22 protein-coding genes and 1 pseudogene are annotated in these 25,927 nt (G+C 61.5%); 12 read left to right on the top strand and 11 right to left on the bottom strand.

Annotation, left to right across the window (positions count from 1 at the left end):
* Nucleotides 1–94: 94 nt before the first annotated feature.
* From C1M53_RS20265 to C1M53_RS20255, 3 genes are all read left to right on the top strand, one after another.
* On the top strand, nucleotides 95–994 hold the full coding sequence (locus C1M53_RS20265) for an extensin family protein (RefSeq protein ID WP_129413866.1): 900 nt from the start codon (nucleotides 95–97) through the stop codon (nucleotides 992–994).
* A gap of 113 nt (nucleotides 995–1,107) precedes the next feature.
* Nucleotides 1,108–1,932: an extensin family protein gene (locus tag C1M53_RS20260; protein ID WP_129413865.1), complete on the top strand. Its 825-nt coding sequence runs from the start codon at nucleotides 1,108–1,110 to the stop codon at nucleotides 1,930–1,932.
* 90 nt (nucleotides 1,933–2,022) lie between these two features.
* Complete coding sequence (locus C1M53_RS20255) at nucleotides 2,023–3,333, top strand: hemolysin family protein (protein WP_129413864.1); 1,311 nt, start codon at nucleotides 2,023–2,025, stop codon at nucleotides 3,331–3,333.
* 55 nt (nucleotides 3,334–3,388) lie between these two features.
* Here the strand turns inward: C1M53_RS20255 and C1M53_RS20250 are convergent, their stop codons facing one another.
* On the bottom strand, nucleotides 3,389–3,991 hold the full coding sequence (locus tag C1M53_RS20250) for an NADPH-dependent FMN reductase (protein WP_129413863.1): 603 nt from the start codon (nucleotides 3,989–3,991) through the stop codon (nucleotides 3,389–3,391).
* 92 nt (nucleotides 3,992–4,083) lie between these two features.
* Here C1M53_RS20250 and C1M53_RS20245 point away from each other — a divergent pair, with 92 nt between their 5' ends.
* On the top strand, nucleotides 4,084–4,458 hold the full coding sequence (locus tag C1M53_RS20245) for a helix-turn-helix domain-containing protein (RefSeq protein ID WP_129413862.1): 375 nt from the start codon (nucleotides 4,084–4,086) through the stop codon (nucleotides 4,456–4,458).
* A 67-nt stretch (nucleotides 4,459–4,525) separates the two neighbouring features.
* Here the strand turns inward: C1M53_RS20245 and C1M53_RS20240 are convergent, their stop codons facing one another.
* Nucleotides 4,526–4,918: an acyl-CoA thioesterase gene (locus tag C1M53_RS20240; RefSeq protein WP_129416279.1), complete on the bottom strand. Its 393-nt coding sequence runs from the start codon at nucleotides 4,916–4,918 to the stop codon at nucleotides 4,526–4,528.
* 312 nt (nucleotides 4,919–5,230) lie between these two features.
* Between C1M53_RS20240 and C1M53_RS20235 the strand changes: the two genes are divergently transcribed.
* Nucleotides 5,231–6,847 carry a GMC family oxidoreductase N-terminal domain-containing protein gene (locus C1M53_RS20235; protein WP_129413861.1) on the top strand — a complete coding sequence of 539 codons (1,617 nt, stop codon included), beginning with the start codon at nucleotides 5,231–5,233 and terminating at the stop codon, nucleotides 6,845–6,847.
* Nucleotides 6,844–8,054 (top strand): annotated as a pseudogene (locus C1M53_RS20230) (mandelate racemase/muconate lactonizing enzyme family protein). The gene C1M53_RS20235 and the pseudogene C1M53_RS20230 overlap by 4 nt, the downstream one beginning before the upstream one ends.
* A gap of 102 nt (nucleotides 8,055–8,156) precedes the next feature.
* Here C1M53_RS20230 and C1M53_RS20225 read toward each other — a convergent pair.
* Nucleotides 8,157–9,095: a diacylglycerol kinase family protein gene (locus tag C1M53_RS20225; RefSeq protein WP_129413860.1), complete on the bottom strand. Its 939-nt coding sequence runs from the start codon at nucleotides 9,093–9,095 to the stop codon at nucleotides 8,157–8,159.
* 734 nt (nucleotides 9,096–9,829) lie between these two features.
* On the opposite strand from C1M53_RS20225, the gene C1M53_RS20220 reads away from it, so the two are divergent.
* From C1M53_RS20220 to C1M53_RS20210, 3 genes are all read left to right on the top strand, one after another.
* Complete coding sequence (locus C1M53_RS20220; RefSeq protein WP_129413859.1) at nucleotides 9,830–10,264, top strand: hypothetical protein; 435 nt, start codon at nucleotides 9,830–9,832, stop codon at nucleotides 10,262–10,264.
* A gap of 3 nt (nucleotides 10,265–10,267) precedes the next feature.
* Nucleotides 10,268–11,398, top strand: coding sequence for a hypothetical protein (locus C1M53_RS20215; protein ID WP_129413858.1), 1,131 nt, complete (start codon nucleotides 10,268–10,270; stop codon nucleotides 11,396–11,398).
* A gap of 87 nt (nucleotides 11,399–11,485) precedes the next feature.
* Entirely contained in the window at nucleotides 11,486–11,986 is a 501-nt protein-coding gene (locus C1M53_RS20210) for a hypothetical protein (protein ID WP_129413857.1), read from the top strand.
* 7 nt (nucleotides 11,987–11,993) lie between these two features.
* Here the strand turns inward: C1M53_RS20210 and C1M53_RS20205 are convergent, their stop codons facing one another.
* The 3 genes from C1M53_RS20205 to C1M53_RS20195 form a co-directional block, all read right to left on the bottom strand.
* A complete protein-coding gene (locus C1M53_RS20205; protein ID WP_245488222.1) occupies nucleotides 11,994–12,626 on the bottom strand; it encodes a hypothetical protein in 633 nt (210 codons plus the stop codon).
* A 17-nt stretch (nucleotides 12,627–12,643) separates the two neighbouring features.
* Nucleotides 12,644–14,266, bottom strand: a complete 1,623-nt coding sequence (locus C1M53_RS20200) for an FAD-binding oxidoreductase (protein ID WP_129413856.1) — start codon at nucleotides 14,264–14,266, stop codon at nucleotides 12,644–12,646.
* Nucleotides 14,267–14,436: 170 nt separating this feature from the next.
* Nucleotides 14,437–14,691 (bottom strand): DUF1344 domain-containing protein, encoded by a 255-nt coding sequence (locus tag C1M53_RS20195; protein WP_165358192.1) that lies wholly within the window; start codon nucleotides 14,689–14,691, stop codon nucleotides 14,437–14,439.
* A 372-nt stretch (nucleotides 14,692–15,063) separates the two neighbouring features.
* Between C1M53_RS20195 and C1M53_RS20190 the strand changes: the two genes are divergently transcribed.
* Nucleotides 15,064–15,321 carry a SemiSWEET transporter gene (locus tag C1M53_RS20190; RefSeq protein WP_101939654.1) on the top strand — a complete coding sequence of 86 codons (258 nt, stop codon included), beginning with the start codon at nucleotides 15,064–15,066 and terminating at the stop codon, nucleotides 15,319–15,321.
* Here the strand turns inward: C1M53_RS20190 and C1M53_RS20185 are convergent.
* The 5 genes from C1M53_RS20185 to C1M53_RS20160 form a co-directional block, all read right to left on the bottom strand.
* On the bottom strand, nucleotides 15,312–16,361 hold the full coding sequence (locus C1M53_RS20185; protein WP_129413855.1) for a CapA family protein: 1,050 nt from the start codon (nucleotides 16,359–16,361) through the stop codon (nucleotides 15,312–15,314). The genes C1M53_RS20190 and C1M53_RS20185 overlap by 10 nt on opposite strands.
* A gap of 77 nt (nucleotides 16,362–16,438) precedes the next feature.
* A complete protein-coding gene (locus C1M53_RS20180; RefSeq protein ID WP_129413854.1) occupies nucleotides 16,439–17,248 on the bottom strand; it encodes a galactosyl transferase in 810 nt (269 codons plus the stop codon).
* 31 nt (nucleotides 17,249–17,279) lie between these two features.
* Nucleotides 17,280–18,287: a polysaccharide pyruvyl transferase family protein gene (locus C1M53_RS20175; protein WP_129413853.1), complete on the bottom strand. Its 1,008-nt coding sequence runs from the start codon at nucleotides 18,285–18,287 to the stop codon at nucleotides 17,280–17,282.
* Between the two features lie 65 nt (nucleotides 18,288–18,352).
* The gene (locus C1M53_RS20170) at nucleotides 18,353–19,837 is read right to left on the bottom strand and encodes a lipopolysaccharide biosynthesis protein (protein ID WP_129413852.1); all 1,485 of its coding nucleotides are present in this window, start codon (nucleotides 19,835–19,837) and stop codon (nucleotides 18,353–18,355) included.
* Between the two features lie 492 nt (nucleotides 19,838–20,329).
* Nucleotides 20,330–21,760, bottom strand: coding sequence for an amidase (locus tag C1M53_RS20160; protein ID WP_245488221.1), 1,431 nt, complete (start codon nucleotides 21,758–21,760; stop codon nucleotides 20,330–20,332).
* 312 nt (nucleotides 21,761–22,072) lie between these two features.
* On the opposite strand from C1M53_RS20160, the gene uvrB reads away from it, so the two are divergent.
* Nucleotides 22,073–25,240 carry an excinuclease ABC subunit UvrB gene (uvrB, locus tag C1M53_RS20155; protein ID WP_129413851.1) on the top strand — a complete coding sequence of 1,056 codons (3,168 nt, stop codon included), beginning with the start codon at nucleotides 22,073–22,075 and terminating at the stop codon, nucleotides 25,238–25,240.
* A gap of 473 nt (nucleotides 25,241–25,713) precedes the next feature.
* Nucleotides 25,714–25,905, top strand: a complete 192-nt coding sequence (locus C1M53_RS20150; protein WP_129413850.1) for a hypothetical protein — start codon at nucleotides 25,714–25,716, stop codon at nucleotides 25,903–25,905.
* Nucleotides 25,906–25,927 lie beyond the last annotated feature (22 nt).

Here is a 25,927-nt window from a genome sequence, read left to right as displayed (position 1 = left end):
CGGCGCGAGCCTTCTGCAACAATGCCGTAACCCATTGTGAACGAAGAGTTCCCGGCGCCAGGCAACCAAAGCTAACAGTCGTCGTTTGCGTTTCATGACGCTGTTGAAACGGCCGCTGGCGGCAATCGGAATCGCGCTTCTGGGTGCCGTCGCCTCATTCGACGGCAACCCTGCCTCGGCAAGATCCCCAAGTCTGCCCGCAACGGCGCCGCTCCCCGAAGCCCTTCGCAGGGACATGGGCGAAATCGCGCCAGCCCCTCCTGAAACCCCTGCCCCCGCCGATGTGCCCTTGCCGCAGACACGGCCCGACGCAGCCCATGACAAGGCTGTGAAAGAGCAGGAAGGCCGCAAACCGTTTCAGGGTCCCGAATTGCCTCCGGACTGGAAAAAACCCGCAGCCACGAAGCCGTTGTCCGATCCTCGCTCCGGCATCTCACCCGTTGAGAAAATGCCTGCGGAGGAAACCGCATGTCGTGAACGGCTGAAAACGCTTGGCGCGGAATTCGAAGAGGCAAAGGCAAAGCACGACGATGTGCTTGGCTGCTCGCTGCCCTATCCGCTGATGCTGAAGAAGCTGGGACAGGCTGTCGAAGTCACACCGGATGTCGAACTTGACTGCGCGATGGCCGAAACCATGTCCCGCTTCGTCAAGGATGTGGTTGCGCCTGCTGCAAAAGCCGAACTCGGCCAGGAGTTGAAATCGATCTCGCAGGCATCCGGCTATGTCTGTCGCCCTCGCAACGGCAGTTCCAAGCTTTCAGAGCATGCCTTCGGCAATGCCCTGGACATTGCCGCGTTCACACTCGCGGACGGCACCACCGTCGAGATCGGCAAGACTTCATCGCCGCCGCAGGCGAAGCTGATCGACCTGATCCGCAAGGCAGCCTGCGGACCGTTCAAGACGGTGCTGGGCCCCGGCAGCGACGCCGACCATGCCCTGCACCTGCATCTCGACCTCGCCCCGCGCAAGAATGGCGGCACCTTCTGCCAATAGCTTCTCCGCCGCATTTCCAACACAGCCGTAAACCGCACTGCTGAGCTTTCCTTTACCCTTGAGGCGTAAAACGGCCTTGGCTCGAGGGGCTTGCCCGAGGGACGGGAAGAACGATGGCCGGAGTAACTTTCATCGCCGGGCGACCCAGGCGCGAACCATGGGCCGCGACAAGGCGACTTGCTGCGCTGAGCATTCTGGCGACGGTCGCTGCCTGCACGACCGGCGATGTTTTCGAACTGAAGCCCGCCGTCGATGTCGGCTCAACGACGTCTGCAGTGCCAAGGATGGCGCCGGCAGCACCGGAATTGTCCGGGATGCAAACCCTGGTACCATCCAACCCCTACATGACGGCAGCCTATCCGCGCATGGACGAACCGATGTCTCCCGTGGAGCAGCTGTCCTCGGAGGAGATCGACTGCCGCAACGAACTGAAGCGGCTCGACGTCGCCTACACCGATCTCTCCCCTATCCGTGAGGGACAGTGCGGGATAGCACATCCGGTCAAGGTCACGGCGATCGGCAGTGTCCAGATGAAGCCGGCAGCGACGCTGACCTGCAACATGGCCGCGACCTTTGCCGCCTGGACCAAGCGCGAGCTGGTGCCGACAGCGCGCTGGCGTTATCTCTCCGGTGTAAAGACCATCCGCCAGGGATCGAGCTATTCCTGCCGCAGGATTGCCGGCGAAGGCGTGCTGTCCGAACACGGCAAGGGTAACGCGCTCGACGTAATGAGTATCGAACTCAACAACGGTGAGGACATCGACGTGCGCAAGCCCGGCTGGTTCGCCTTCCGCACCAGCGGTTTCCTCGATTCGGTGCGATCTGACGGCTGCGACTACTTCACCACCGTGCTCGGCCCCGGCTACAACTACGATCACCGCAACCACTTCCATTTCGACATCAAGAACCGCAGGAACGGCTATCGCGCCTGTCGCTGAGGTCGCGCACTCGATCAAAGTTCAATACGCTTTGGACAAAACGCCTGCCGCCGCTTTCCGAAGTGGCAGGCGGGATGCTATTGAGCGCGCATGCTTTACGCTGAAATCGCTATCGTGGTCGCTCTCATCTGCGTGAACGGCCTTTTGGCAATGTCCGAACTCGCCATCGTCTCTGCCCGTCCGGCGAGGCTCAAGGCGATGATCGACCGCCATGTCAGCGGTGCGGCGCGCGCGCTGGAGCTCGGCGCCAATCCAGGCAAATTCCTGTCTTCCGTCCAGATCGGCATCACGCTGGTGGGTATTCTGTCGGGTGCTTTTTCGGGCGCTACGCTGGGCGAGCGCCTCGCCGATTTCCTGGCCGATTCCGGTGTCGGCCCGCGTTTCGCCAACCCCGTCGGTGTCGGCATCGTCGTGGCGATCATCACCTATGCCTCGCTGATCGTCGGCGAACTGGTGCCGAAGCAGATCGCCTTGCGAGACCCCGAGCGTGTTGCCTCTCGTGCCGCGCCGTTCATGGCGGTGCTCGCCAAGATCGCAGCTCCCATTGTTTTCGTGCTCGACATCTCCGGCCGCGCCGTTCTGTGGCTGCTCGGCTTTCGCGGCGAAAGCGAGGAAAAGGTCACCGACGAAGAGATCAAGATGCTGGTAGCCGAAGCCGAACACCACGGCACGATCGAGTCGGACGAGCGCCGCATGATTGCCGGTGTGATGCGTCTGGGCGACCGCGCTGTGCGTGCCGTGATGACGCCACGCACCGATGTCGACTGGATCAACCTCCAGGCCGACGACACGGCGATCCGCAAACTTCTGATGGAAACGCAGCACTCGCGCCTGCCTGCAGGCGAAAGCGTCGACGCCATGATCGGCGTCGTGCAGACGAGAGACGTTCTGGCTGCCTTGCTCGCGGGCCGTGCACTCGATCCGCGCAAGCATGTCAAGACCGCGCCCATCGTGCACGATCAGGCGGATGCGCTGGACGTACTCGCAACCTTGCGTGAATCCGAAGTGCCGATGGCGCTCGTGCACGACGAATACGGCCATTTCGAAGGCATCGTCACACCGGCCGACATCCTGGAAGCGATCACCGGTGTGTTTCGCTCCGATCTCGACGCCGGTGACGAAGAGGAGAGCGCCGTCCAGCGCGAGGATGGCTCCTGGCTGCTCGCTGGCTACATGCCGGCCGACGAGATGGCCGACCTGCTCGGCTTCGACCTGCCCGAAGACCGCGACTACGAGACCGTTGCCGGCTACCTCCTGTCGCATCTTGCCCATCTGCCGACCACCGGCGAGACGGTCGATGCACAGGGCTGGCGCTTCGAGGTGGTCGATCTCGATGGTCGCCGCATCGACAAGGTCATCGCGGCGCGGCTCGCCGGCGGGCAGCAAGGTACTGCGCGCTAGATCTGAACCTTGGAGATGCAAAGGCGGCGAGCCGCCTTTGCATGAAAGATCAAGCTCAGGCGGCTTCGACGTCAGCCGTCGCCAGATCGGCGTCGCGCGCTGCCTTCAGCGCTAGCGTGTACCAGGACAGCTGGTTCAGCATGTCTTCCGCAGCCTGGTTGATGTGTTCGAGCTCCGACAGCTTTGTGCCGCCCTTCACGGCCATGTAGTCCGCCCAGACGATATGGACCGCGGTGCGCACAGGCACCATCTGCAGCTCGATCGCGTTGAGGCGCAGCTGTTCTATCGAGCGGGCACCGCCGACACCGCCATATCCCACGAAGCCGACAGGCTTCTTGTTCCATTCGGTATAGGCGTAATCGAGCGCATTCTTGAGCACGGCACTCGGCCCGTGTGTGTATTCGCTGGCCGTGAAGATGAATGCATCGAATTCATCGACTTTCTTCTGCCAGCGCTGCGCAATCTCGTTCCTGGACGGCGCCCAGAGCGAGGATGCGGGCTCATCGAAGAACGGCATCGGATAGTCGCGCAGATCGACAAGTTCGACGTCCCACTCGCCGTGCCTGGCGGCGAGTTTGGCGATCCATTCCGCCGGCACGTCGGCGAAACGGGTTGCGCGCGTCGAACCAATCACGACGGCGATCTTGGGTTTTGACATCGGAGACTCCTTGCAGGGACGAATTGGGAGTATCATTTGGATACCGACGCTATATCTGATACTGTCAACTCGATTGGCAAGGAGGCACTTTTTTGAAACCGAGGCACCCCCACGTCACCGGCGACTGTCTGGCAGTCAGCGATATCCTGCAGCGCATCGGCGACAAATGGTCGTTGCTGGTCGTCCAAAATCTTGGCGAAGGCCCGCAACGCTTCAACGAATTGAAGCATTGCATCGGCAACATCTCCCAGAAAATGCTGACGACGACGCTGCGCAGCCTGGAGCGCGACGGTTTCGTCACGCGCACCGTGTTCCCGACCATTCCACCACGGGTTGACTACGAGCTGACCGACCTTGGCCGTGAACTATTGATACCAGTGAAGGGGCTGGCCGAATGGGCCATCACCAATGCCGGCCGCGTCAGTGCTGCCCGCGCCCGTTTCGACGGCGTCAAGGCAGCGGCCTGACGCACTTGTTTTACGCAATTCCGAACGGAAAACCGCTACACACTTTTCCTGGAATTGCGCTGCAGGATCATTCGGCAGGTATGGGCTTTGGCTTGCCTTCGCCGTCAAGCGCAACCATGACGAAGTCGGCATGCGTCACCATCTCCATGAGGTCGGAGAGGTAGCGTTGCGCCCAGGCCTCGACCTTCAGCGTCATGGAGGTGCGGCCGACGCGCTCCACGACCGTATAGATGCAGAGCGTGTCGCCGATCTTCATCGGCTTGGCGAAGGACATCTCCTTCACTGCCGCGGTTACCACCCTGCCCTTGGCGCGCTCGGCAGCCCGGATACCGCAGGCCAGATCCATCTGCGCCATCACCCAGCCGCCGAAAATATCGCCAGCCGCATTGGCGTCTGAAGGCATCGCAAGTGTCCGCAGCGTCAGGTCGCCGTTCGGTTTTCCGTCCGCGTAGTGCACCATGCGAAAATCCCTCGTGCCGAATGTCATGATGCCGTAGCCGCGCGCCGGTGAAGCGTCAACGCCAACGATCATGCACACCGTTGTTGCGGGAAATGAACAGCCCGCCGCTGTGGTCGTTTTTCTCACACCGCATGCCGGAAGTGCCGGTGATAGCGACGAATGCGACAGCTAGTCTGACCAACGCATCGGCCCGAAAATCGAAATCGATTTTCGGAAAGCGCGATGCGTGGATTCAAAATGTCAGAGCGTCCTTTGCGCGTCCGAATGGACGCGCGGCGCTCTAAGAAAGCAGACCGGGCACCGCCATTCGCCATGCAGACTTATGATTTTATCGTCGTCGGTTCCGGGTCGGCTGGCTCGGTCGTAGCGGAGAAGCTTTCGGCATCGGGACGTTTTACGGTGCTGGTCCTGGAAGCCGGTGGCAGCGACCGGCGTTTCTTCGTGCAGATGCCATTGGGCTACGGCAAGACCTTCTTCGACCCTGCAGTGAACTGGAATTACAGGACCGAGCCAGATCCCGGCCTTGCCGGCAATGCCGATCATTGGCCACGTGGCAAGATCCTGGGCGGATCGAGCTCCATCAACGCCATGGTCTGGATCCGCGGCGCCCGCGAGGATTTCGATGCCTGGGCAGCTGCCGGCAACCCTGGCTGGGGTTATGACGACGTCCTCCCGATCTTCAAGGCGATCGAAGACAACGAGGCGGGCGGGAACCAGTGGCGCGGTCGTGGTGGCCCGATCCACGTCACCGACAACCGTTCCCGTGTCCATCGGTTGACGATGCGCTACCTGAAGGCTGCCGAACAGGCCGGCCTGCCTGCCAATGACGACTTCAACGGCAAAAGCCAGGAAGGCGTCGGCATCTACCAGATCACGACCAGGAATGGCCGGCGCATGTCGACGGCACGCGGTTTCCTCCGTCCCGCCATGAAACGCGCCAACGTTCGCGTCGAAACACATGCGCTGGCGACGAAGATCCTGTTCGATGGCAGGCGCGCGATCGGCATCGAATATGTCCAGAACGGCGAAATCAGAACCGCGCGCGCCGGTCGGGAAGTGATTTTGTCCGGCGGCTCGATCAACTCGCCGCAGCTTCTCCAGCTCTCGGGCATAGGCCCGGCCGGCCTGTTGTCCAGCCTCGGCATTCCGCTCGTGCAGCAGTCGGAAAATGTCGGCCGAAATCTCCAGGACCACCAGGGCATCAACTACACCTGGAAAGCCAAATGGCCGACCCTCAACCAGATCCTGCGGCCCTGGTGGGGCAAGCTTCTGGTTGGCCTGCACTATCTTGTGCTGCGCTCCGGCCCGCTGTCGATGTCGATGAACCAGGGCGGTGGTTTCTTCCGCACCGATCCGGATCAGCCGCGTCCGAACATGCAACTCTACTTCCAGGCCTTTTCCACCGTGCTGCCGAAATCCGGCGAGCGGCCGATCCTCTCCCCGGACCCATGGCCTGGCTTCTCCATCGGCCTTTCCAATTGCCGTCCATCCAGTCGCGGCGAAATCATGATCCGCTCGAAGAATCCACTCGAACATCCCACGATCACCCCCAACGCTTTTTCGACCAACGAGGACGTGTCGGAAATGCTCGACGCGGTGAAATTCCTGCGCCGGATCGCAACACAACCGGCGCTCGCCGACGTCATCGCGGAAGAGGTTTTGCCTGGACCTTCAATCACTTCCGATGCAGACCTGATTCAGGATTTCAGGAAGCGTTCCGGTACCGTCTATCACCCCGTATCGACCTGCCGCATGGGGCCGGATCCCGCCCATGCCGTGGTCGATCCGCGCCTGAAGGTCCATGGCATTAGCGGTCTGCGCGTCATCGACGCGTCGATCTTTCCCGACAACATCGCCGGCAACACCAACGCCGCCTCGATCATGACGGGGTGGAAGGGCGCTGAAATGGTTCTGGAGGACAATCGATGAAAGTCACCGACATAAAGACCTGGGTTGTCGGCAATCCGCCACCTGGCATCGGCGGCAAATATTTCATCTTCGTCAAACTGACGACCGATTCCAATGTCGTCGGCTATGGCGAAGCCTACAACGCCACCTTCTCGGGACACGTCACGGCCCGCATGATCGAAGACATGGCCGAACGCTACCTGATCGGCCGTGACCCGCACGATGTCGAAAGTTTCTTCCGCCGCTGCTATTCGTCGGGTTTCACCCAGCGCCCGGACGTCTCAGGCATGGGCTGTTTCTCTGCACTCGAAATGGCCTGCTGGGACATCATAGGCAAGGAGGCCGACAAGCCGGTCTACAAGCTGCTCGGCGGCCAGGTACACGAAAAGCTGCGTTCTTATACCTACCTCTACCCGCATGAAGGCAGCGTCCATTCGGAGGACGCCCGCGGTCGCAATGTCTACAACGATCCCGATCTCGCTGCTGAATGTGCGGCACTTTACGTCGATCAGGGCTTCAACGCCGTGAAGCTCGACCCCGCCGGTCCCTACACAGCCTTCGACGGCCATCAGCCGCGCCTCCTCGACATCGACCTCTCAGCCCGCATGATCAAGGCGATCCGCGAGGCGGTCGGCACGCGAGCGGATATCCTGTTCGGCACCCACGGCCAGTTCACGGCTTCCGGCGCGCTTCGCATGGCCCGCGCCATCGAGCCATATGACCCACTCTGGTTCGAGGAACCGGTGCCGCCTGATATGCCGGAAGTGATGGCGCAGGTGGCGCGCGGCACGTCGATCCCGATAGCCACCGGCGAGCGGCTGACCACCAAGTCGAATTTGCACGCGTCATCGAAAACCGTGCCGCCACCATCCTGCAACCAGACCTCGGCCGTTCCGGCGGCATTCTCGAGACCAAGAAGATCGCGGCGATGGCCGAGGCCTATCACATCCAGATCGCGCCGCATTGCTATTGCGGGCCGATCGTGGGCGCTGCCAACATCCAGCTTGCTGCAACACTGCCGAATTTCCTTATCCTGGAATCCCTGAAGCAATGGGACGGTTTCCACGCCACCTTGCTCAGGAAGAAGATCGAATGGCAGGACGGCTGGGTCATTCCATCGAAGGAACCCGGCCTCGGCGTTGAGCTCGATGAAGCGGTCTGCGAGGCACATCCCTGGAATGGCAAGCAACTGCATTTGGAGATGGCACCAGATCCTTTGTTCCCATGACGACCCACAAGATAGAATAAAAAACCTAGCAATTTCAGCATTTTGCTGCAATCTTAGGAATCAGTCCGAAAGGAAGCTGATTCAAGATGCGAAGGAATTGAATCAGCACCTCAGCTTCAAGGCACGGGGCATGATCTCGAATTCCGCCGGGACCCGGCCCGGCGCCTCGCCGTCGATATCGACCAGGGCACTGTTGTCGAAAGCACCGACCGCCGGCTCGACCAGGACCTTCCTGCCGCGCAGGATGGTGACCGCAGGATGGTTCCGGTGCCGGCCGGTGTAAAGCAGACGGATATCCCGCATGAGCGCGACCTTGCCCCCGGCGCGCAGGATGATGATGTCGAACTGCCCGTCGTCCAGCGAGGCATCCGGCGCGATCATCATGCCGCCGCCGAAGAAGGGACCGTTGGCAATCGCCACCAGGGCGACACGTCCCGCGATCGGTTCTCCGTCATCGATGGTGACCACGACGTCGTCGAAATGGTAGTTGAAGAACTCCGTGACCGTGCGCCACAAAAACAGAACCTTCGCCGGGATACGTCCTTTGCGCCTGTCCGCATTCACCGCGCGATCGACATGACCGGACAGGCCGAGACTGGCAATGTTGATGAAATGCCGGCTGGCCAAGGCGCCGTGATCATCGATGTAGGAGATGCGCCCGACATCGATCATCCGTATTTCGCAAGCAGCGATCCGCTCGAGCACCGCGTCGACGTCGTCCGGCATGCCGAGACCGCGCGCGAAATCCGATCCAGTACCACAGGCGAGCAGACTGAGTGCGGCGTGATCATACCCCTCCCTTGCCGCCTGAAGCAGGCCATCGGCGGTTTCGGAGGCTGTACCGTCACCGCCAGCGGCAATGACCAGATCGTATCCCTCGGCCGCGAATTCGATCGCCAGGCGTTCTGCGTCGCCTTCCGCCAATGTCTCACGCATTTCGAAGCGACCGAGATGCCGTTCGAGCGCGCTGGCGACATCAGCCCAGTCGCGCTTCAGCCGACCGTCGCCGGCAATGGGATTGAGAATGATGCCGACCTTCAACCGCGTCTCCCCTTGCGGTGGTCCTACCCGTATAAAAGCGTCTCACTCAGAACTCGGCAAGGGTGGAGGCGGTTGCACGCAAGTTCGCGGCTTGGGCAAAACCGTCCCGTTTACCCGAAAAAACCCCTTTTACCACACGTTATTCCCGATAACCCCAGTATTCACAGGCCGTCTGTGGTTCCGCATCCCGGTGATCGGGCGTATGGTTAATTCATCTCAGGCGGCCACGGATTGAACGGTCGAAAGACAACGGCAACCACGCGGAACTCCTGAGGCCTGCACCGCGCAGATCAGCAACGGGCTTGCTCGTTGCGAAATCGAGAGCCGCGATGTGCCGGGCCGCGGAAAGCGTGCGAACGCCAACGGCGGACCGATGCGAGCCATGAAGGCCGGGCAAGACCTTCGATGGCACGTCGACCGAAACCCGCAAGGGTCGAGACCGACGTGATCCGGATGGATGCAGCCCTTCGGGGAAGCAGACGGACGGGTCGTCAAAATCAAGGCCGGCAGGTGCAATGTCCTTCGGAAATTGCCGCCGCTGACTGGTCCTGGTCTGACAGGGAGGCGCTGGGAGAGATCCCGGCGCCAACTGTTTTTGGGGTCAGCTTCACGATCGCGATTTCCAGAAGCTCCGGTTGCTGGCATGGCCGCTGCGTGCCCCAACGCGCCACGGCTGCACACAGGAACGGAATCGGCTATCGTCCCCTCGTCATTCGAGGAGAGAGGGACCTTCCATGACGCTGATTCAGAAACTCGCCCTGGCTTATGCCGTGCTGTTCTTCGCCGTTGTGGCGATCGGATATGTTCCGGCCTTCAACGATGCCAACGGTTACCTCTTCGGCCTCTTCTCCTTGCAGTGGTACGATGATCTGCTGCACGCCTTCTCGGGTGTCTGGGCGGCGGTCGCCGCTTTCATCTCCCACCGCCAGTCGGTATTTTACTTCAAGCTGTTCGGCGCGGTTTATCTTTTCGACGGCATCCTCGGCCTCGTCACCGGCTCCGGCTGCCTCGACGGCGGCATCTTCATAAATGGCTTCCGCTCCTTCAGCGACATCGAGTTTCCGGCACGCTTCTTCGCCAACCTGCCGCATATCCTGATCGGAGGCATTGCCGTCTACATCGGCTTCGGACTGGCCAAACGCGTACACGACCACTTCGCAACGGCCTGAGCCATGTTCGTGCTGCGTTGGCTGAAACGCATCCTCAAGGCGATCGTCTGGCTGGTCGTTACCGTCCTGCTCATCCCGATCCTGGGCCTGACCTATGGTTGGCTCACCACCCCGGCCCTTGATACCACCCCCCTGCCCGGCATTGCCGAAGGTGCCCCACCGAGGGAATTGGCCGAAAAGGCACGCGCCGAGATCCCCGGCTACCAGCGGCCGGAGGAATCGACCTTCCTTACCTATCCGGAATGGGCGATCGTCTATGCGGCGCGCGAATATGCCGGCTATGTGAAGGACAATCCGCCGAGCGGCTTTCCCTACTGGTCCTATATCGGTCGCTTCTGGCAGGACTATGCGATGGTCATCCGCGCCAGTTCCGCCTACCCGCTCAACTGGCAAAACCATCAGATGCTTGCGGTCATCGGCACCAGCCACACGATCGAGCACGCGATCCAGTGGGCATACGAGAACACGGCAGGCCGCGTCACGGAAGCGATCGGTGGCCATCGCACGGCGGCCGATGCCTACCAGGCCAGGGTGGCGGCTGACTATGCCGCCTTCCTCGATCAGGTTCCTTGGTATCAATTCCCCTATGCCGAAAAACGCTCGGGTCTGTTGGCCGTCGAGCCCGCCGCCAATGACGGTGCGGTGCGCCCAAACGAACGCAAGCTCGCCTTCGGTCTCGCCGACACGATCAAGCAGGGCTATGCGGATCTGATCAAACAGGCGCTTGCCGCCACCTCCGATCCTGCAATGCTCGACATCCATGTCTGGGCCAGGGGACCGGTCGGCGAGGCGACGCGCGGCGAACCTGACACCTTGCTGGAACGCGATCATGGTGCCGAGGGCGCCGTCTTCATCACCAAGCGCTATCAGGTCTTCACGGAGATGATCCCGCGTTTGATCGAGAAGGGCATTTCCTTCGTCGAGATCGGCGGCAATGACGAGATCATGGCCACGGTTCTGTCCAATAGCCCGGTTGCCGTTCCTGAAGGCGCCCGCGAGTTGTTCGCCTACCCGCTGCCAGCCGACCAGGCGCTGCGTCGCACCGGCCTCGTCGTCGCCGTGCGCAAGCTCCATACGGTCGTTCCCGCTCTGATCAAGAGCGGGGCAAGACTGGAGCACGTCTACGATTATTGACACTTTCCGCCACGCTGATTTCACAATCGCAGCGAAATCCCGCCGTGTTGCTGAGCGATCCTGCCTCTGATTTCGAGGGGCTGAGCCGTGATCAAGACCGCACTTGTCGCCATGACCATCGTGGGATGCGACTGCGACGCAAAGCTGTGTGAATATATCGGCGAAACACCAGCCAAATGGTCGACCGTAGCCGACTGTGAGGCTGCGATGAAAAACCAGATGCTGCGCCACCGCAAGGGTTTCAGCTATCCGGTGGTCTCCGGCATATGCCGGACCGTCCAGCCGCAAACGGCGATCACCGTTTCAGCCGCTCCGCCAAAAGTCGCGTCGACTGCGCTCGATGATGAAATCGCCGCACTTGGCCTGCATCGACCGGAAAATCCGGTCGGCCCGCGCCCCGTAGCGGCGATCGAAATCAGGACGGAAGCCCGTGAACCCGATGTCGAGGGCAGCGATGCCACCCTCTACCGTACGGAGAGTGGCTACACGCTGGTCAAGACCAGACTGGATCGGACCGTTTCGAACACCGCCATGATCCTGAAACGCTCTGCCGGCTGGCTTTCAGCGCAACTGCAAGGTGGGTGGTGACCACAGTCTACCCACCCATGCGGAGTTTCAGGCTCTGCCAGAACCTGTCGATCATCGGCCGGTCGGCTGCGGCGTTGTCATCGTCCAGACTGGTGATCACCACCACACCCTGGTCCGCGGTTCCGTAGCTCATCACCTCATAGGCAACCTGGTCGGTGCTGGACTTCACCGTGGCCGTCAGTCCCTTCAGCACCTTGCCGTCGGCAAGCTTGCGCGAACCGGCTTTCTGCGTGAGCTTTCCGCCTGCCCGCACCGATTCCTTGGTGATCTCCTGCAGCATGAACTGGTTGAGCATGACCGGGTTCATGTCGGAATATTCCTGGATGATGACCATCGAGCCGACCGCCGAGGCCATCAGGTGCTGGTCGACTCCCTTGGAGAGATTGGTTTTTGTCACCGTCACCGTGCTCGGGTGCACGAAGGAAAAACTCTTGCTGCTGAACGTCGCGAACGCATTGCGCTCCAGCTTGACCCGCGCGTCCTTGCCGTTCGGCAGGGTCACGGTCGCATCCTCACCGGGATCGATGTCGACAGAGACGCCGTCGATGGTGAGTTTGTAGGCCTTGAGATCTTCCGAAACCGCGGGGGCCGAGGCAAGCATGACGGCAATGACACCTGCCATCTTCGCTCCGTAACGCATCCCAATTCTCCGTTGCATCAGGCTGTGGGGCTGAGTGCCTTCAAGGCGCGATAGAAGGTCGAGGAGAACAGCTCGTTCGGGTCGTAGCTGCGCTTGCGTGCCAGGAAGAGCGGCAGTTCCGGATAGGATGCCAGCAACTGCGCACCGGTATAGTGCAACTGATAGGGCAGGAAGAGACGACCGCCATATCGGATGGTCACGTCGATCAGTGCGCGCGTCAGTTGCCGCATCTGCGCACTGCCTTGCTCGGATGCCGGCTGGTTGATGTAGAGCACAAGAGAGAAGGCAGGCTGCGGCGCATAGTTCAGCGCGATGTCTTCCTTGTGCACCACCCGCACCGACGCGTTCAGCACCGGCAAGGGCTGGTTGTGCAGGATCGCACGCACCTCGGCGATATAGGCATTGTAGGCCGCGCGCGGCACGAAATATTCGTGCAGGATATCGGTTTCGCCGGCCAGATCATTGAACAGGTATGGCACGGAATCGTGCATCGGATTGTTGCGGGTCACCAGGCAGGCCTCGCCCTCGCCCATCGCCGCTGTTCGCGCCACCGTACAGCTTTCAAAGCGTGGCTCCAGCGTCTTCTCGGTGAACCATTTCAGTTCCTGGAACGGTGCGCCCCATTTCGCCAGGTTCATGATCAGGCGCTTGACACCGACCGCGCCGGGTTCGCCGATCGGCGGCTGGTCTCCAGGGGGCTGCTCGGCCACCTTTTCGTAGCGATAGACGATCATGTCCTCCAGGAAATTTCCCGGTGCCGTCGACAGGTGGCCGTAGAACAGGCCGATCTCGCGGTTGGGCTCCAGGACCTCGCTGAAGAACCGCGGAAATTCCTCCGATTTTATGATTTCACGGCTGGTGCGGTAGACAGCGTTGTCGACGATGTCGAGCGTTGCTTCCAGGACCACACCGAACAGTCCGTAGCCGCCGACGACATGGCGAAACAGGTCGGTATTCTCAGACGCCGAACACGTCAGCACCGAGCCATCAGCCAGCATGACGCGCAGCGACCGGATCGAACCGGCAACCGAACCGGCCTGATGGTCCATGCCGTGTGCATTGACCGACAGCGAGCCGCCGACGGAAAAGATATCCGTCGACTGCATCGCCTTCACCGCGAAACGCGGATGCAGGATGTTCTGGATGTCGTGCCAGGTGGCGCCGGGCTGCACCGTCATCGTCTTTGCTGCCGCATCGACCGAGACGGCGTTGAACTTGCGCATGTCGAGGACAACGGCGTTGTCGTCGAAGGCATGACCGCCCATCGAATGCCGCACCGCCGCCATTGAGACCTTCAGGCCACTGGCACGCGCAAACGTCAGTGCTTCCGCTACGTCTTTTTCGCTGCTCACTTCGACCATGCCGTAGACGGGTGTGCGTGAAAGCCCGCTGGCGTCGTTCACGGTTCCGCCTTTGGTCAGCCAGGTCAGGCTGGCATCATGGATCGGCGCATTTTCCATAGGTGTGAGGGGCAAGGCATGGCCATCCACGTCGGTGATGCGTCCGGCATCCTTCGCCGAGGACGGGTTGCGCATCAGCCGGGCTACCGTGTTTCCACCCCACAAAACTGCACCGCCAACCACCGCCGCACCGAGCAACAGTCGTCGGCTAGGCCGCCAGCCGCCTTGACGTTTCCCCATGCCTTGCTCGGCCATGCTCCCCCCTCGTTTTCCAACCGATAGCGCGGGCCTTTTGCAAAGACCATACCGCGACGGCTTGGCCGATGGCCGGGAGACGCAAGAAAGCCGGCCCGTCGGCCGGCTTTCTCCGAATGATACACTGGTTGGGAAGAAACGCCTTCGCGTCGGTCTCAGGATGACTTGACGATCGACGTCACGATGCCTGTCTTGTCGTCGACGGTCACCGCCACCTTGATACCCACCTTGAGTTTGTCGACCGTGGTCTCCGCCGGAAGCTGATAGATCTTGCCGTCATCAAGGGTGAACGACTTGGTATCCGGGTCGATCGATTTGATCGTGCCTTGCACAGTCGCGGCATGGGCTGGGCCAGCCAACACAAACAGCGCGACGGAAGCGGTCGCGGCAAGCATCTTGATTTTGTTCATGGTCAGAGCTCCGTTTTTGGGGTCGGAAGCGTCCCGGTCGGCTCCACACCATCAGCTGCAGCGTTGCGAAAACGACGGGACAACTGAAATTAAGGAACCCAGAGCACCAGCCCCAAATCACATTGGGTAACTTTGCCAAACGAAATCATAGGCTTAAGGGGTGGTTTCTCGGCAGCGAAACGCCGTTTTCCGTTCTCCTTCAGCTGGTTAGGGCAAAAATCACACACCCGGGACATTTTTACCTTGATACCCTGCGATGAGCCCAATTCTTCTTCGGTTCAGTTCGCACCTCTCTTCCCAAGAATCGCGCATTCTGGCATATTGGACCGGTTCAATCGGCGCTCCCGGCCGATCTTTCTGAAAGTTTACGTCTTGCACCCCTCGATCGAAATTATCGGCGCGGTCGCTGCTTTCATCACGACGGTCGGATGGATTCCGCAAGTCGCCAAGATCGCCCGCGAGCGTCGCGCCGGCGACATCTCACTTGTCACTACCGGCGTCCTCGCCTTCGGCATCCTGCTGTGGGCGCTCTATGGCATTTTGATCGGCTCATGGCCGGTCATCCTCGCCAATGGCTTCACCTTCATGCTGGTTGCAGCCATCGTCGCCATGAAACTGCGCTACGGCTGAGCAGTTCCCAGAACCGAAGCCAGCCTCTCTTCCACGCGAGCACGCAGTGTCCTGGTAAGATCTGTCACCGTTACCAGCCGCTCGCGGCCGCTGTCGCGCAGCCGGACAAACGGATGCATCCGGTACGCCGCGACCTTGCCGAGGCTCTCCGGTTCAGCGCTTACATCGACGGTAAAGATCCCGCCGATACGCCCCGGCCAAGGCTGCCGAGCCAGGGCAGTACCCAGGAAGTCACCCACCCCATAAGCAACAGGCACCCGCCCGATCTGCTTCACCGGCTGCAGGACATGCGCGTGATGCCCGACAACCAGCCCGAACCCGTATTCGACCAGCCGTCGTGCCAGCGCTACGGTTTCCGGTTGCGGAAAATGCCGGAATTCCCAGCCCCAGTGCGGTACAGCGCATAAGAGATCCACGCCCGCCAGGCTGCCTGCAGGCCAGCGCCCGGGGTTGGCTTCCGTGGACACACGACCCGAAAACAATGCTTCGGCAGCGTTTCGCCAGACCGTGAAGGCCGCGAAACCGATGGTGAGACCGTCCGCCTTGATCCTCTGCACGGGGCCGCCGTCTGCCGTACCGATGATCCGGATCCCGAGCCGCTGCAACGCCCCGACCGTCTCGGTGAAACCCTCGACACCCTGGTCGAGCATGTGGTTGTTGGCCAGCGAGAGCACCAGCCGCTCGCGCTCGATGCCGACTGCAGCCATCGCCTCGGCCAGGAAGGCCTCTTTCATGGCATGATGCGTGCCGAGCCACGTGCCAAGCCGCGCCCGCACATGTCGGACGATCGGGCTTTCGCAATTGCCGATCACCAGATCGGCGGAACCGAGCAGCGCCTTCAGCGCTGGATCACATATCGGCGCCCGGCTGGAGGCGACGGCCGAGACATCTCCGATGAAGGCGAGTCGCACGGTCCTGTCTGGTCGAGGTAGCAAAAGGTCCGCCGCCGCCGGTCCGAAATCCTTCGCATCGCCACGCAGCGACGGTTTCAGGAAACGCGGCAGCCAGGAGAGCTTGTAGGAAAGCGGATAGTTCGACACGCACGGCCCAGGATTGTTCGCCCCGGTTTATACACTCCGCCGCAAGCGGTGAAGTGGTACGTCACGAGGACCAGGCGCTACGCGGCCCGCCCAAAGAACTCCCGCCTTGCGCCATCATCGAGAAAGCGAAGTTTACCCATGTTGCGCAGCAGGCGCCTCGGCCGCTTCAGGGCTTCCCAGCTCAGGAAATATTTGACCAGCAGGCTGGGCGCCTTGCTGTGCGATCCGGCATGGCCGACGCGGTAGACAGCGCCACGGAACGGCAGCGGTGTCAGCGATGTACCATTTTTGGCCAGGATGTCGGCGATGCGGACATGGCTGCCCAGCATCGACTTGATCCAGTCCAGGGACGCATCCTCGAAACGTTCTGGCAAGCCGTAGAGGGCAGCACGGATGATCAGCGAGGTTCCGCACAGATGGCTGAAGTCGTCATATCCCAGCAGGATCTTGCCACCGTCGTCCCAGATGTAGCCCTTGTCGATCGTCCAGCCATTCGCGTTTCGATTTCTGGCGACATGTTCAACGATACGGGCGCTGACGAAATCGTCGTCGTCCACGATCATGAAGAAGCCGCTGTCGCGCGCCGCCAGCATGCCCATCAGCACCCGCCGTCCCTTGTCGGCGCGGAAAGCGTCGTAGACGTCTTCGATGTTGGCCTTGTCGATCTCGTGCAGGACATTCGGCGGGAATGTCACGCGCACGACACTGAAGCCCTGCGGCAGATCGGGCAGGTCCGCTCCTTCGTTGGCCACGATGATCCCTTGCCAATCGCTGTCGGTCTGGTTCGAGATCGACGCCACGGTCTGGGTGAGGTTCGCCTTGAGCAGCCCCCAGTCGCGGGCGTTGTCCTGATGCCGGACGGGGATGATGAAGGTAACGAGGCTCATCGCAGCGTGCCTCCGTGCGAAGCCGGCGACCTCATGCGGCGATCCTCTGCCCTGCCTGGCTGCGCGCCCACGCGATACCATCGTCGAGCGACGTTGCCTTGTAGGAGAGATCGGTTCCGCCCGAGAAGGCGTTCATGAAACGCCGCACCTTGCCATAGCTGTTGTCCAGCACGGCGTGCGGGCGTCCGATCAGCAGCGAGCAGATATGGACATGCAGGCGGTCGGTAACGATGGCCTGCCCGCGCGAGATCTGGCGGATGCCACGCTGGAAGCGGTTGTGCGCCGCCGCGTCGAGCTTGCGCAGCCGTACCTCGCCGGGTTTCAACGTCAGCAAACCGGATGCCGCACCGATCGCCTTGGAAACGCGCACGCTTCGCGCGGATTCGCTCGTCCAGTCCTCTACCGGAATATCGCCATCGGCCGAGAGATCGGCATCGCCTGCCTTCTCCTTGTCGGAGCGCAGCATGGCCAGCACCGGAAACTCGGCGGCAGCCGGCTTGATGGCGCCAATGGCGAAAGCCATGTCCGGGCAGAGGCGAACCTGGCAGTCGAAGTATTTCTCGGCGAACTCTCTGGACTCCTCGTCACGCACCAGCAGCACGAAATTCCTGTGCCGCGCGATAGCGCGTGCGCTTTCCGCGATACGCTCGGGCGACGCGTAGTGGATCGACTGCGGAAACTGGATGATCTGGCGGTTCGGAAAACGCTCGAGGATCCGCTCGCGGAAATCCTGGTGTGCGACCCAGATATCGCCGAAATTGCCGCCGCCATGGATGAAGATCGGTCCACTGGGCATCGCCTGCTCCAGCTCTTCCGCCGAAAAATCATCGATGCGCGAGACATAGGCTGGCCGTTTGCCGCCGAAGCGATCCTTCAAATAGGCCATCTCACCCAGCCAGATCGCGGAATCGCCGCAGTTGCGGATGTCCGGAAAATCGAGGATCGCCATCGGCTCTTCGACCGACAGATAGTCCTTGAGGCAGTCATGAATCCTGTCCTGCAGTTCCTTGATCAGGACCAGGTTTGATTTCGGTGTCATGGACGTCTCCATCTGGGATGTCTCGATCTGGCTTTTGGGCGGCCACGTGCGGCCACCGCGTTTCGTCAGGCGGGGCGGACTTTCGAATAGATCTTGCCCAGGATTTTCTGGATCTCGGTCTCTGGCCCCTCGGGCCGTCCCATCAGCATCCAGAGCATGAAGGTGGAAGCGCAGTACAAAAAGCCTCCAAGGCTGACCAGAACCACCAGTTGCTTGGCGAGTTCGACCTTGTCGGTTGTGTAATCCAGATAGTGTGACGCCACCGCGACGCCGGCAGCCATCAGCGCGATGCTGGCAAGTGCGCGTACATTTGCCCAAAGCTGCTTCGATACGCTGACGCCGATGAAACGGCGCACCAGGATCATGTTGACCAGCGCGCTGAACAGACCTGTGAACACGCGACCGATGATCACCCCGGGCAGGCCGGCCATGACCAGTCCGACCACCATCACCGGAACGCGCACCAGCAGCATCTGCGCGTCACGGATGAACAAAAGCCGCGTCTCGCCCTTGGCCATGCCGAGTGGCTGCACCAGCGAACCGAGAGTCTGCAAAGCGAACACGGAGGCAAGTGCCTGGATGATGAAGATCACCGGCGCCCATTTCTCGCCAAGCGTCAGCCGGACCAGCGGGTCAGCGATCACCGCGACGCCTATACCGGCCGGAAGCGCGATCGCCGCGACCAGCGCCTGCACGCGCTGATAGGCGGCGGCGAGGCGCGCCGGATCGTGGCGGATGCTGGCGAACCCGGGATAGATCGTCTGCGTCAGCGGCATGGTCGCTTCGCGCGTCGGCATCATCGCCAGATTGCTGCCCAGCGAATAATAGCCGAGGGCGGAGCCACCGAGCATCTTGCCGACGAGCAGATAGTCAAAGCGCCAATTGAGCGTATTCACGATCTGGCCCGCGGTGAGCCAGGCCGAGAACGAAAAGAACTCCTTCATATGGCGGAAGGTGATCCTCGGCCGGAACGGCAGCACCATGTAGGAAACCACCACGTTGGTGGCCTGGCTCACCAGCGTTCCGATCACCAGCGCCCAATAGCTGTGATAGATCATGGCAATCGCCACCGCCGCAACGAAACCCGTCAGCTTCTGCGAGACCGCGAGCACGAACTCCTGCCAGAAGATCAGGTCGCGCTGCAGCATGATCCGGCGCGGATTGATGAGGCCGCCCAGGAGGATGCTGACGCCAAGCGCCAGCATGACGCCGGTAAGCCGTGGCTCGTTGAACAGGAGCGCCGCCGGATAGGCGAAAACCGCGAACAACAGGCCAAGCAGCAGCCCGCGCGAGGCATTCAGTGTCCAGGCCGCGCTGAAATGCGATTCATCCGGCGCCTTGTGGCGGATGAGCGCTTCGGAAAGCGAAATCTGGGTGACCGTGTCGACGATCAGCAGCATCGTCGTGGCCAGTGCCACGAGGCCGAAATCGGCGGGCGTCAGATACCAAGCCAGCACGAAGGTCGAGAGCGTCGCCAGAGCGTTGACGATCGCCCTGGACAGGCTGAGCCACATGCTTCCCTTGACGAGGCGTCCAGTGATGCTGCTCATGCGGCGACGCTGGCTCCTGTGGGCAGAACCATGCGCATCGCTACGAAACGAACGGGTTTTCGCGACACGAGCGCCACTGGAACGTTTCCGTTTTTCACGGAAACGCGGAAGCGCTCTGGCCCTTTGTTTTTACGCAATTCCAGCCGCGAAAACGCTGCGCACTTTTGCTGGAATTGCTCTAGAGCGATCTCCGCCGGTACCAAACCGTACTCCAATCGGAACCGGTCACGGCGGTGATCCTTTCAGGATTTCCGCGCGCGCCTGTCTTTGTTCGCCCCTGCCGCTCACCAAGACGGCCGCAAATTAGGGTCCGGTATGTTGCACCGCAATAGGAACCCGATCACGGTTCATTTCAGGCTTTCGTTATGTAACCACGACAGCGGTTTAACGGCGCCTGACGGCCGTATGGTGTGTCCGAACATAGGTTCGAAATGTGTCAGGATTGGAGCTTCGATGACCAGACTCAACGAAGGTGCGGTCGCGACCTCCACCTCATGCAGTGATCGGCGGGCGCTTGTCCTTCCAGGGCATCGCCTCTTCGAGCTGGCTTGAGACGGCGAGCACCGAAGCCTCGTCGCCATAGCGGCCGACAAGCTGCACGCCGATCGGAATGCCGTCCTGCGACCAGCCGAGCGGCAGCGAGATCGCCGGCAGACCGGAAATGTTGAATGGATAGGCGAAGCCGGCATCCGCCCATTTTGCATTGTAACGGTCGAGATCGGCCATCGACATGTCGTAATACCCCATAGGGCGAGGCAGCTGCGTCAGCGTCGGCGTGACATAGATATCGTAGGGCGAAAGGTCCTGCGCGATCGCGCGGCTGAGCCGGCGCAGCTTTTCGACGTCGCGCACGTGCTCGATACCGCTGATCGATCGACCGCGTTCGATCACGGCCCAGGTGATCGGCTCGACATCGCCACGCGTGACGGGTCGGCCGATAGCCTCGGCCAGGGTTTCGAACATCGCCGCCGTCTCGACTGGTCCCATATGGCAGTAGGTGCTCCACGCGTCATTGCCGTCGAGCGCCATATCGTGCTCTTCGACATCGTGCCTGAGGCTTTCCAACGCCCTGGCCGTGGCCAGCACGGCTGCCTGCACCTGCGGATCGACAGGCGTGCCGTTGTTGGAGGTGATCGTGTAACCAACACGCAGCCGCTTCGGCGCGCGCCGTGACAGTTCCAGCCAGCTTTCAGCAGGTCTCGGCGGCACATAGGCGTCGCCTGGCAACGCGCCCGCCACGGCGTCGAGATAGGCTGCGGTGTCACGCACCGTGCGCGAATGGCACAGGAAATAGGCACCGCCGTACCAGAAGTCGCCGTCGGGAGCGAGGGTGACGCGACCGCGTGAGGGTTTCAGGCCGACGATGCCGCAGCAGGATGCGGGAATGCGGATGGAACCGGCACCGTCGCTGGCCTCGCTGATCTGCACCAAACGTGACGCCACCGCCGCCGCCGTGCCGCCGCTGGAACCACCGGCGGTAATGCCCTCCTTCCACGGATTGATGGTCGCGCCGTAGAGTTTCGGCTCGGTCGAGATCGACCAGCCGTTTTCAGGGGCATTCGACTTGCCGACCAGGACGAGACCCGCTGCCTTGGCGCGGCGCACCGTCTCGGAATCCGCCTGTGCCACCAGATCCTTCATATAGGATGACGAGTTGGTCAGCGGTGCGCCCTGCCACGAACTGCCGAGTTCCTTGGCCAGGAACGGAACGCCTGCGAAGGGTGCGTTGCGGTCGACGTTCACCGCGGTCGCTCGCCCCATGTCATAGAGCTGGTGGACAACCGCGTTGAGCCTGGGGTTGAGCTGTTCGATCAGCGTGATGGCGGTCTCGATCACTTCCAGCGGCGAGACTTCGCCACGCTGCACCAGTTCCGCAACGCCGAGCGCATCGGATTGGACATAGACATCCTGCAGGTTTGTCACGATGTTTCTCCTCCCAGAGAATACGGCTGACCGATCGCCAGCCGAATACGATCCCGGTCCGGCCCCTCGCCCGTCCCCAACATGAAACAAGATAGGGTTGCTCAACGCGTGCTGAATGGAGCAGATCGACCATCTGTGCCGGGCCAGCACGATCCGGCCTGAAAGGTGACCACCATTGCGGCAGCATGGACTGCGATCCCGAATCCGCTCCTGACAACCTCATGTCAGGAGCCCAGCTGACATTGCAGTCGTGAGCTCGTTCCTAGCCTTTCGGCTCTTCCCATTTCAGCGGACTCCTCCCATATTCGGAGCATGGCCAAATCCCCTGAAAAGAACCCGCCTCGCCCGGAGGATCGTTCCGCACCGCGCAAACGCGGCAACGGTGTCACCGATTACCTCGACGCTTCGGAACCGTTGCATCGGGGCGGCGGCTTCGAGGAGGCCCAGCAGGCTGAGTTCACCGGCACGCCATTGAGTGGTTCGATCTCGGGCTGGGCCGAGCAGATCGCCAAGGAAGCCGAAAAGGCCCCGCCAAAACCCAAGAAAGTGCCGGAGAAGAGCGCCGCACCGACCCGTACGGCGCGTGGTACCTCGATGGGTGGCGCGGCTTCCGCCAAGGAGCGCGCGGCTGCCGGCCTCAACCCGGTCGCCGGTCTCGACATCAGCCTGGAAGACGCAGCCTTCCTGTCCAATTCAGGCGTCACCGCGACAGTTCAGGCGTTGGCCGACCTGATCGAGAGCGGCAACCCGTTGCACAAGAACGGCGTCTTGTGGACACCACACCGCCCCGAGCGTCCGGAAAAGTCCGAAGGCGGCATCACCATCAAGATGGAGACCGAATTCACGCCGTCCGGCGACCAGCCGACGGCCATCAAGGATCTGGTCGAAGGCGTTGCCAACGAGGACCGCACCCAGGTGCTGCTCGGCGTCACCGGTTCGGGCAAGACCTTCACCATGGCCAAGGTCATCGAGGAGACGCAGCGCCCCGCCCTGATTCTCGCGCCGAACAAGACGCTGGCCGCGCAGCTCTATGCCGAGTTCAAGAAGTTCTTCCCCGACAACGCGGTCGAGTACTTCGTCTCCTACTACGACTACTACCAGCCGGAAGCCTATGTTCCGCGAACCGACACCTTTATCGAGAAGGAAAGCTCGATCAACGAGCAGATCGACCGCATGCGCCACTCGGCGACGCGCTCGCTGCTCGAACGTGACGACGTCATCATCGTGGCGTCGGTGTCCTGCATCTACGGTATCGGTTCGGTCGAAACCTATACGGCGATGACCTTCCAGATGACGATCGGCGACCGCCTCGACCAGCGGCAGTTGCTCGCCGACCTCGTCGCGCAACAGTACAAGCGTCAGGACGCCAACTTCGTGCGTGGCTCGTTCCGCGTGCGTGGCGATACGATCGAGATCTTCCCGGCCCACCTCGAGGACCGCGCCTGGCGAATCTCGATGTTCGGCGACGAGATCGAGTCGATCACTGAATTCGATCCGTTGACCGGCACCAAGACCGGTGACCTGAAGAGCGTGAAGATCTACGCCAACTCGCACTATGTGACGCCACGGCCGACACTCAACCAGGCCATCAAGTCGATCAAGGAAGAGTTGCAGCATCGCCTTGTCGAGCTCGAAAAAGCCGGACGCCTGCTGGAAGCGCAGCGGCTGGAACAGCGCACGCGCTTCGACCTCGAAATGCTCGAGGCAACCGGCTCCTGCGCCGGCATCGAGAACTATTCACGCTACCTCACCGGTCGCAACCCCGGCGATCCGCCACCGACGCTGTTCGAATACATCCCGGACAACGCCCTGGTGTTCATCGATGAAAGCCACGTCACCGTACCGCAGATCGGCGGCATGTACCGGGGCGACTTTCGGCGCAAGGCGACGCTGGCGGAATATGGCTTCCGCCTGCCGTCCTGCATGGATAACCGGCCGCTGCGCTTCGAGGAATGGGATGCCATGCGCCCGCTCACCGTCGGCGTCTCAGCCACGCCGGGCAGCTGGGAGCTGGAGCAGTCGGGCGGCGTCTTCGCCGAACAGGTCATCCGCCCAACCGGCCTGATCGACCCGCCAGTCGAGGTCCGTCCAGCCAAGAGCCAGGTCGACGATGTCGTCGGCGAAATCCGTGAAACCACCGCCAAGGGCTACCGGACGCTGGTGACGGTGTTGACCAAGCGCATGGCCGAGGATCTGACCGAATATCTGCACGAGAATGGCATTCGCGTGCGCTACATGCACTCCGACATCGATACGCTGGAACGCATCGAGATCCTGCGCGACCTGCGCCTCGGCGCATTCGACGTGCTGGTTGGCATCAACCTGCTGCGCGAGGGCCTCGACATTCCCGAATGCGGTTTTGTCGCCATCCTCGATGCCGACAAGGAAGGCTTCCTGCGTTCGGAGACTTCGCTGATCCAGACCATTGGCCGCGCCGCGCGCAATGTCGACGGCAAGGTCATCCTCTATGCCGATACCGTCACCGGCTCGATGGAACGTGCGATGGCGGAGACCAATCGCCGCCGCGAAAAACAGATGGAATACAACACCGCCAACGGCATTACCCCGGAGAGCGTGAAGTCGCGCATCGCGGACATCCTGGATTCGGTCTACGAAAAGGATCACGTCCGCGCCGACATCTCGCAGTTTACCGACAATGCCGGCGCGATGATGGGCAACAACCTCAAGGCCCATCTGGAAGCGCTCGACAAACAGATGCGCGATGCCGCCGCCAATCTCGATTTCGAAAAGGCCGCCCGCGTACGCGACGAGATCAAGCGGTTGCGCGAGATGGAACTCGCCATTTCCGACGATCCGCTGGCGCGTGAAGTCGAAGGGCAGAGTCCCGCCTCTGGTCGTGAGAAGGGCAAGCACAACAAGGGTGTCGCCAAACATCGTACCGCCGAAGAACAGGAGCGTTTCCGCAAGCTCGACGAAGCGCGTGCCGCCGAAGAAGCCGCCAAGGCTGCCCGGCCCAACCTGTTCCGCAAACCGCACCTCGACGAGATGGGCGCCGATGGCGCGGTTCCGGTGAAGAAACCGCTGTTCCAGAAACCCTCCATCGACGACATGGGCCCAGGAACCGACCAGGAGACACCGGCCGGCGCAATCTCACGTTCGCTGTTCAAGAAGCAGACGGCTGCCGAAGCGCATGGCTCGGATTACGGCACGCCGGATGATTCCCGGCGAAGCCGGAGTAGCCGACAGGCTACCGCGCCCGATGGCGCGCCCTCGCGGAGCGAGCCACGTAGTGGCGACAGCGTGAGCGACAATGAAACCAGGTCGCTGTTCCGCAAGAACTCGCTCGACGAGATGACGGTGCGGCGCACCGAAAAGCCCGTCGAAGGCATGCGTCCTGTCAAACCCGAGGACGTCAAGCCGATCGTGCGTGAGCGCGCTGGCATCGGTTCTTACGAGGATCCGGCGGACAAGGCCAGGCAGAAGCGGCGCCCGGGCAAGACAGGCCGGCCAGGACACTGACATCCTCGGTAACCACACTTGCCGGGAAGGGCAGTGCTGGTTTCAGAAAGAGGTAATGGTTGCGCTTTATTCTCGGCGAAACGGGCTCTCAGCCGGGGCGGCGTTTCCAATGAAGCCGGACAGAAGAACTGACATTTCATCGGATGGTTCTGACGGCCGCGGCGCTGCAGCACTCCTTGCTGCCGGGCTGACACTGGCCGTAGTCGTCTGTTCATATTTCTTCGAAAGCGCTCTTGGCCAAGGTGGCTATCTGCTTATGACGGTTCCGTTTTCACCGGTGCTGTTCGGTATCCTTTGCTACATGCTGAGGCGCAGCGTTTAACCGGCACATTTCGGCCAGTCATCCCGCCACCGCGTTCGCCACTAAGCCTGTTGCGAAAAAAATCTCGCCCCCGCTGTCGGAAAGCAGTCGCGTCATTCGTTCCTTGAGTGTCGGCACAATGATGTCGCCGCCAACCAAGGGAGAATGCACCATGTCGATCCTGTCATCCATTGGTCGCATCGCGACCGAATACTCGGCGGCACGCACCCGCGCTCGGACCGAGCGCGTGCTTCGTTCGCTGCCGGTCGAACTGCGAAGAGATATCGGTTGGCCTGAGACCGTCGACGGCTGGGAAAACCGGCCGTTCGGCCTGATCGCCCGAGCGAATTCGCTGAATCCGTAAGCTTGAACAACAAGAACGAGAG

It is taken from the genome of Mesorhizobium sp. Pch-S (assembly GCF_004136315.1).
Taxonomy (GTDB): domain Bacteria; phylum Pseudomonadota; class Alphaproteobacteria; order Rhizobiales; family Rhizobiaceae; genus Mesorhizobium.
Note: the sequence above shows the minus strand (reverse complement) of the source record. Positions and strands in the feature narration are given on the sequence as shown.

Bases quoted from the DNA above. Each gene is read 5' to 3' on its own strand.
- C1M53_RS20255 (WP_129413864.1), top strand. From the start codon at position 2,023: ATGCTTTACGCTGAAATCGCTATCGTGGTCGCTCTCATCTGCGTGAAC.
- C1M53_RS20180 (WP_129413854.1), bottom strand. From the start codon at position 17,248: ATGAGCCTCGTTACCTTCATCATCCCCGTCCGGCATCAGGACAACGCC.
- C1M53_RS20170 (WP_129413852.1), bottom strand. From the start codon at position 19,837: ATGAGCAGCATCACTGGACGCCTCGTCAAGGGAAGCATGTGGCTCAGC.
- C1M53_RS20260 (WP_129413865.1), top strand. From the start codon at position 1,108: ATGGCCGGAGTAACTTTCATCGCCGGGCGACCCAGGCGCGAACCATGG.
- C1M53_RS20150 (WP_129413850.1), top strand. From the start codon at position 25,714: ATGTCGATCCTGTCATCCATTGGTCGCATCGCGACCGAATACTCGGCG.
- uvrB (WP_129413851.1), top strand. From the start codon at position 22,073: ATGGCCAAATCCCCTGAAAAGAACCCGCCTCGCCCGGAGGATCGTTCC.
- C1M53_RS20195 (WP_165358192.1), bottom strand. From the start codon at position 14,691: ATGAACAAAATCAAGATGCTTGCCGCGACCGCTTCCGTCGCGCTGTTT.
- C1M53_RS20175 (WP_129413853.1), bottom strand. From the start codon at position 18,287: ATGACACCGAAATCAAACCTGGTCCTGATCAAGGAACTGCAGGACAGG.
- C1M53_RS20250 (WP_129413863.1), bottom strand. From the start codon at position 3,991: ATGTCAAAACCCAAGATCGCCGTCGTGATTGGTTCGACGCGCGCAACC.
- C1M53_RS20235 (WP_129413861.1), top strand. From the start codon at position 5,231: ATGCAGACTTATGATTTTATCGTCGTCGGTTCCGGGTCGGCTGGCTCG.
- C1M53_RS20205 (WP_245488222.1), bottom strand. From the start codon at position 12,626: ATGCGTTACGGAGCGAAGATGGCAGGTGTCATTGCCGTCATGCTTGCC.
- C1M53_RS20200 (WP_129413856.1), bottom strand. From the start codon at position 14,266: ATGGGGAAACGTCAAGGCGGCTGGCGGCCTAGCCGACGACTGTTGCTC.
- C1M53_RS20215 (WP_129413858.1), top strand. From the start codon at position 10,268: ATGTTCGTGCTGCGTTGGCTGAAACGCATCCTCAAGGCGATCGTCTGG.
- C1M53_RS20265 (WP_129413866.1), top strand. From the start codon at position 95: ATGACGCTGTTGAAACGGCCGCTGGCGGCAATCGGAATCGCGCTTCTG.
- C1M53_RS20240 (WP_129416279.1), bottom strand. From the start codon at position 4,918: ATGGTGCACTACGCGGACGGAAAACCGAACGGCGACCTGACGCTGCGG.
- C1M53_RS20220 (WP_129413859.1), top strand. From the start codon at position 9,830: ATGACGCTGATTCAGAAACTCGCCCTGGCTTATGCCGTGCTGTTCTTC.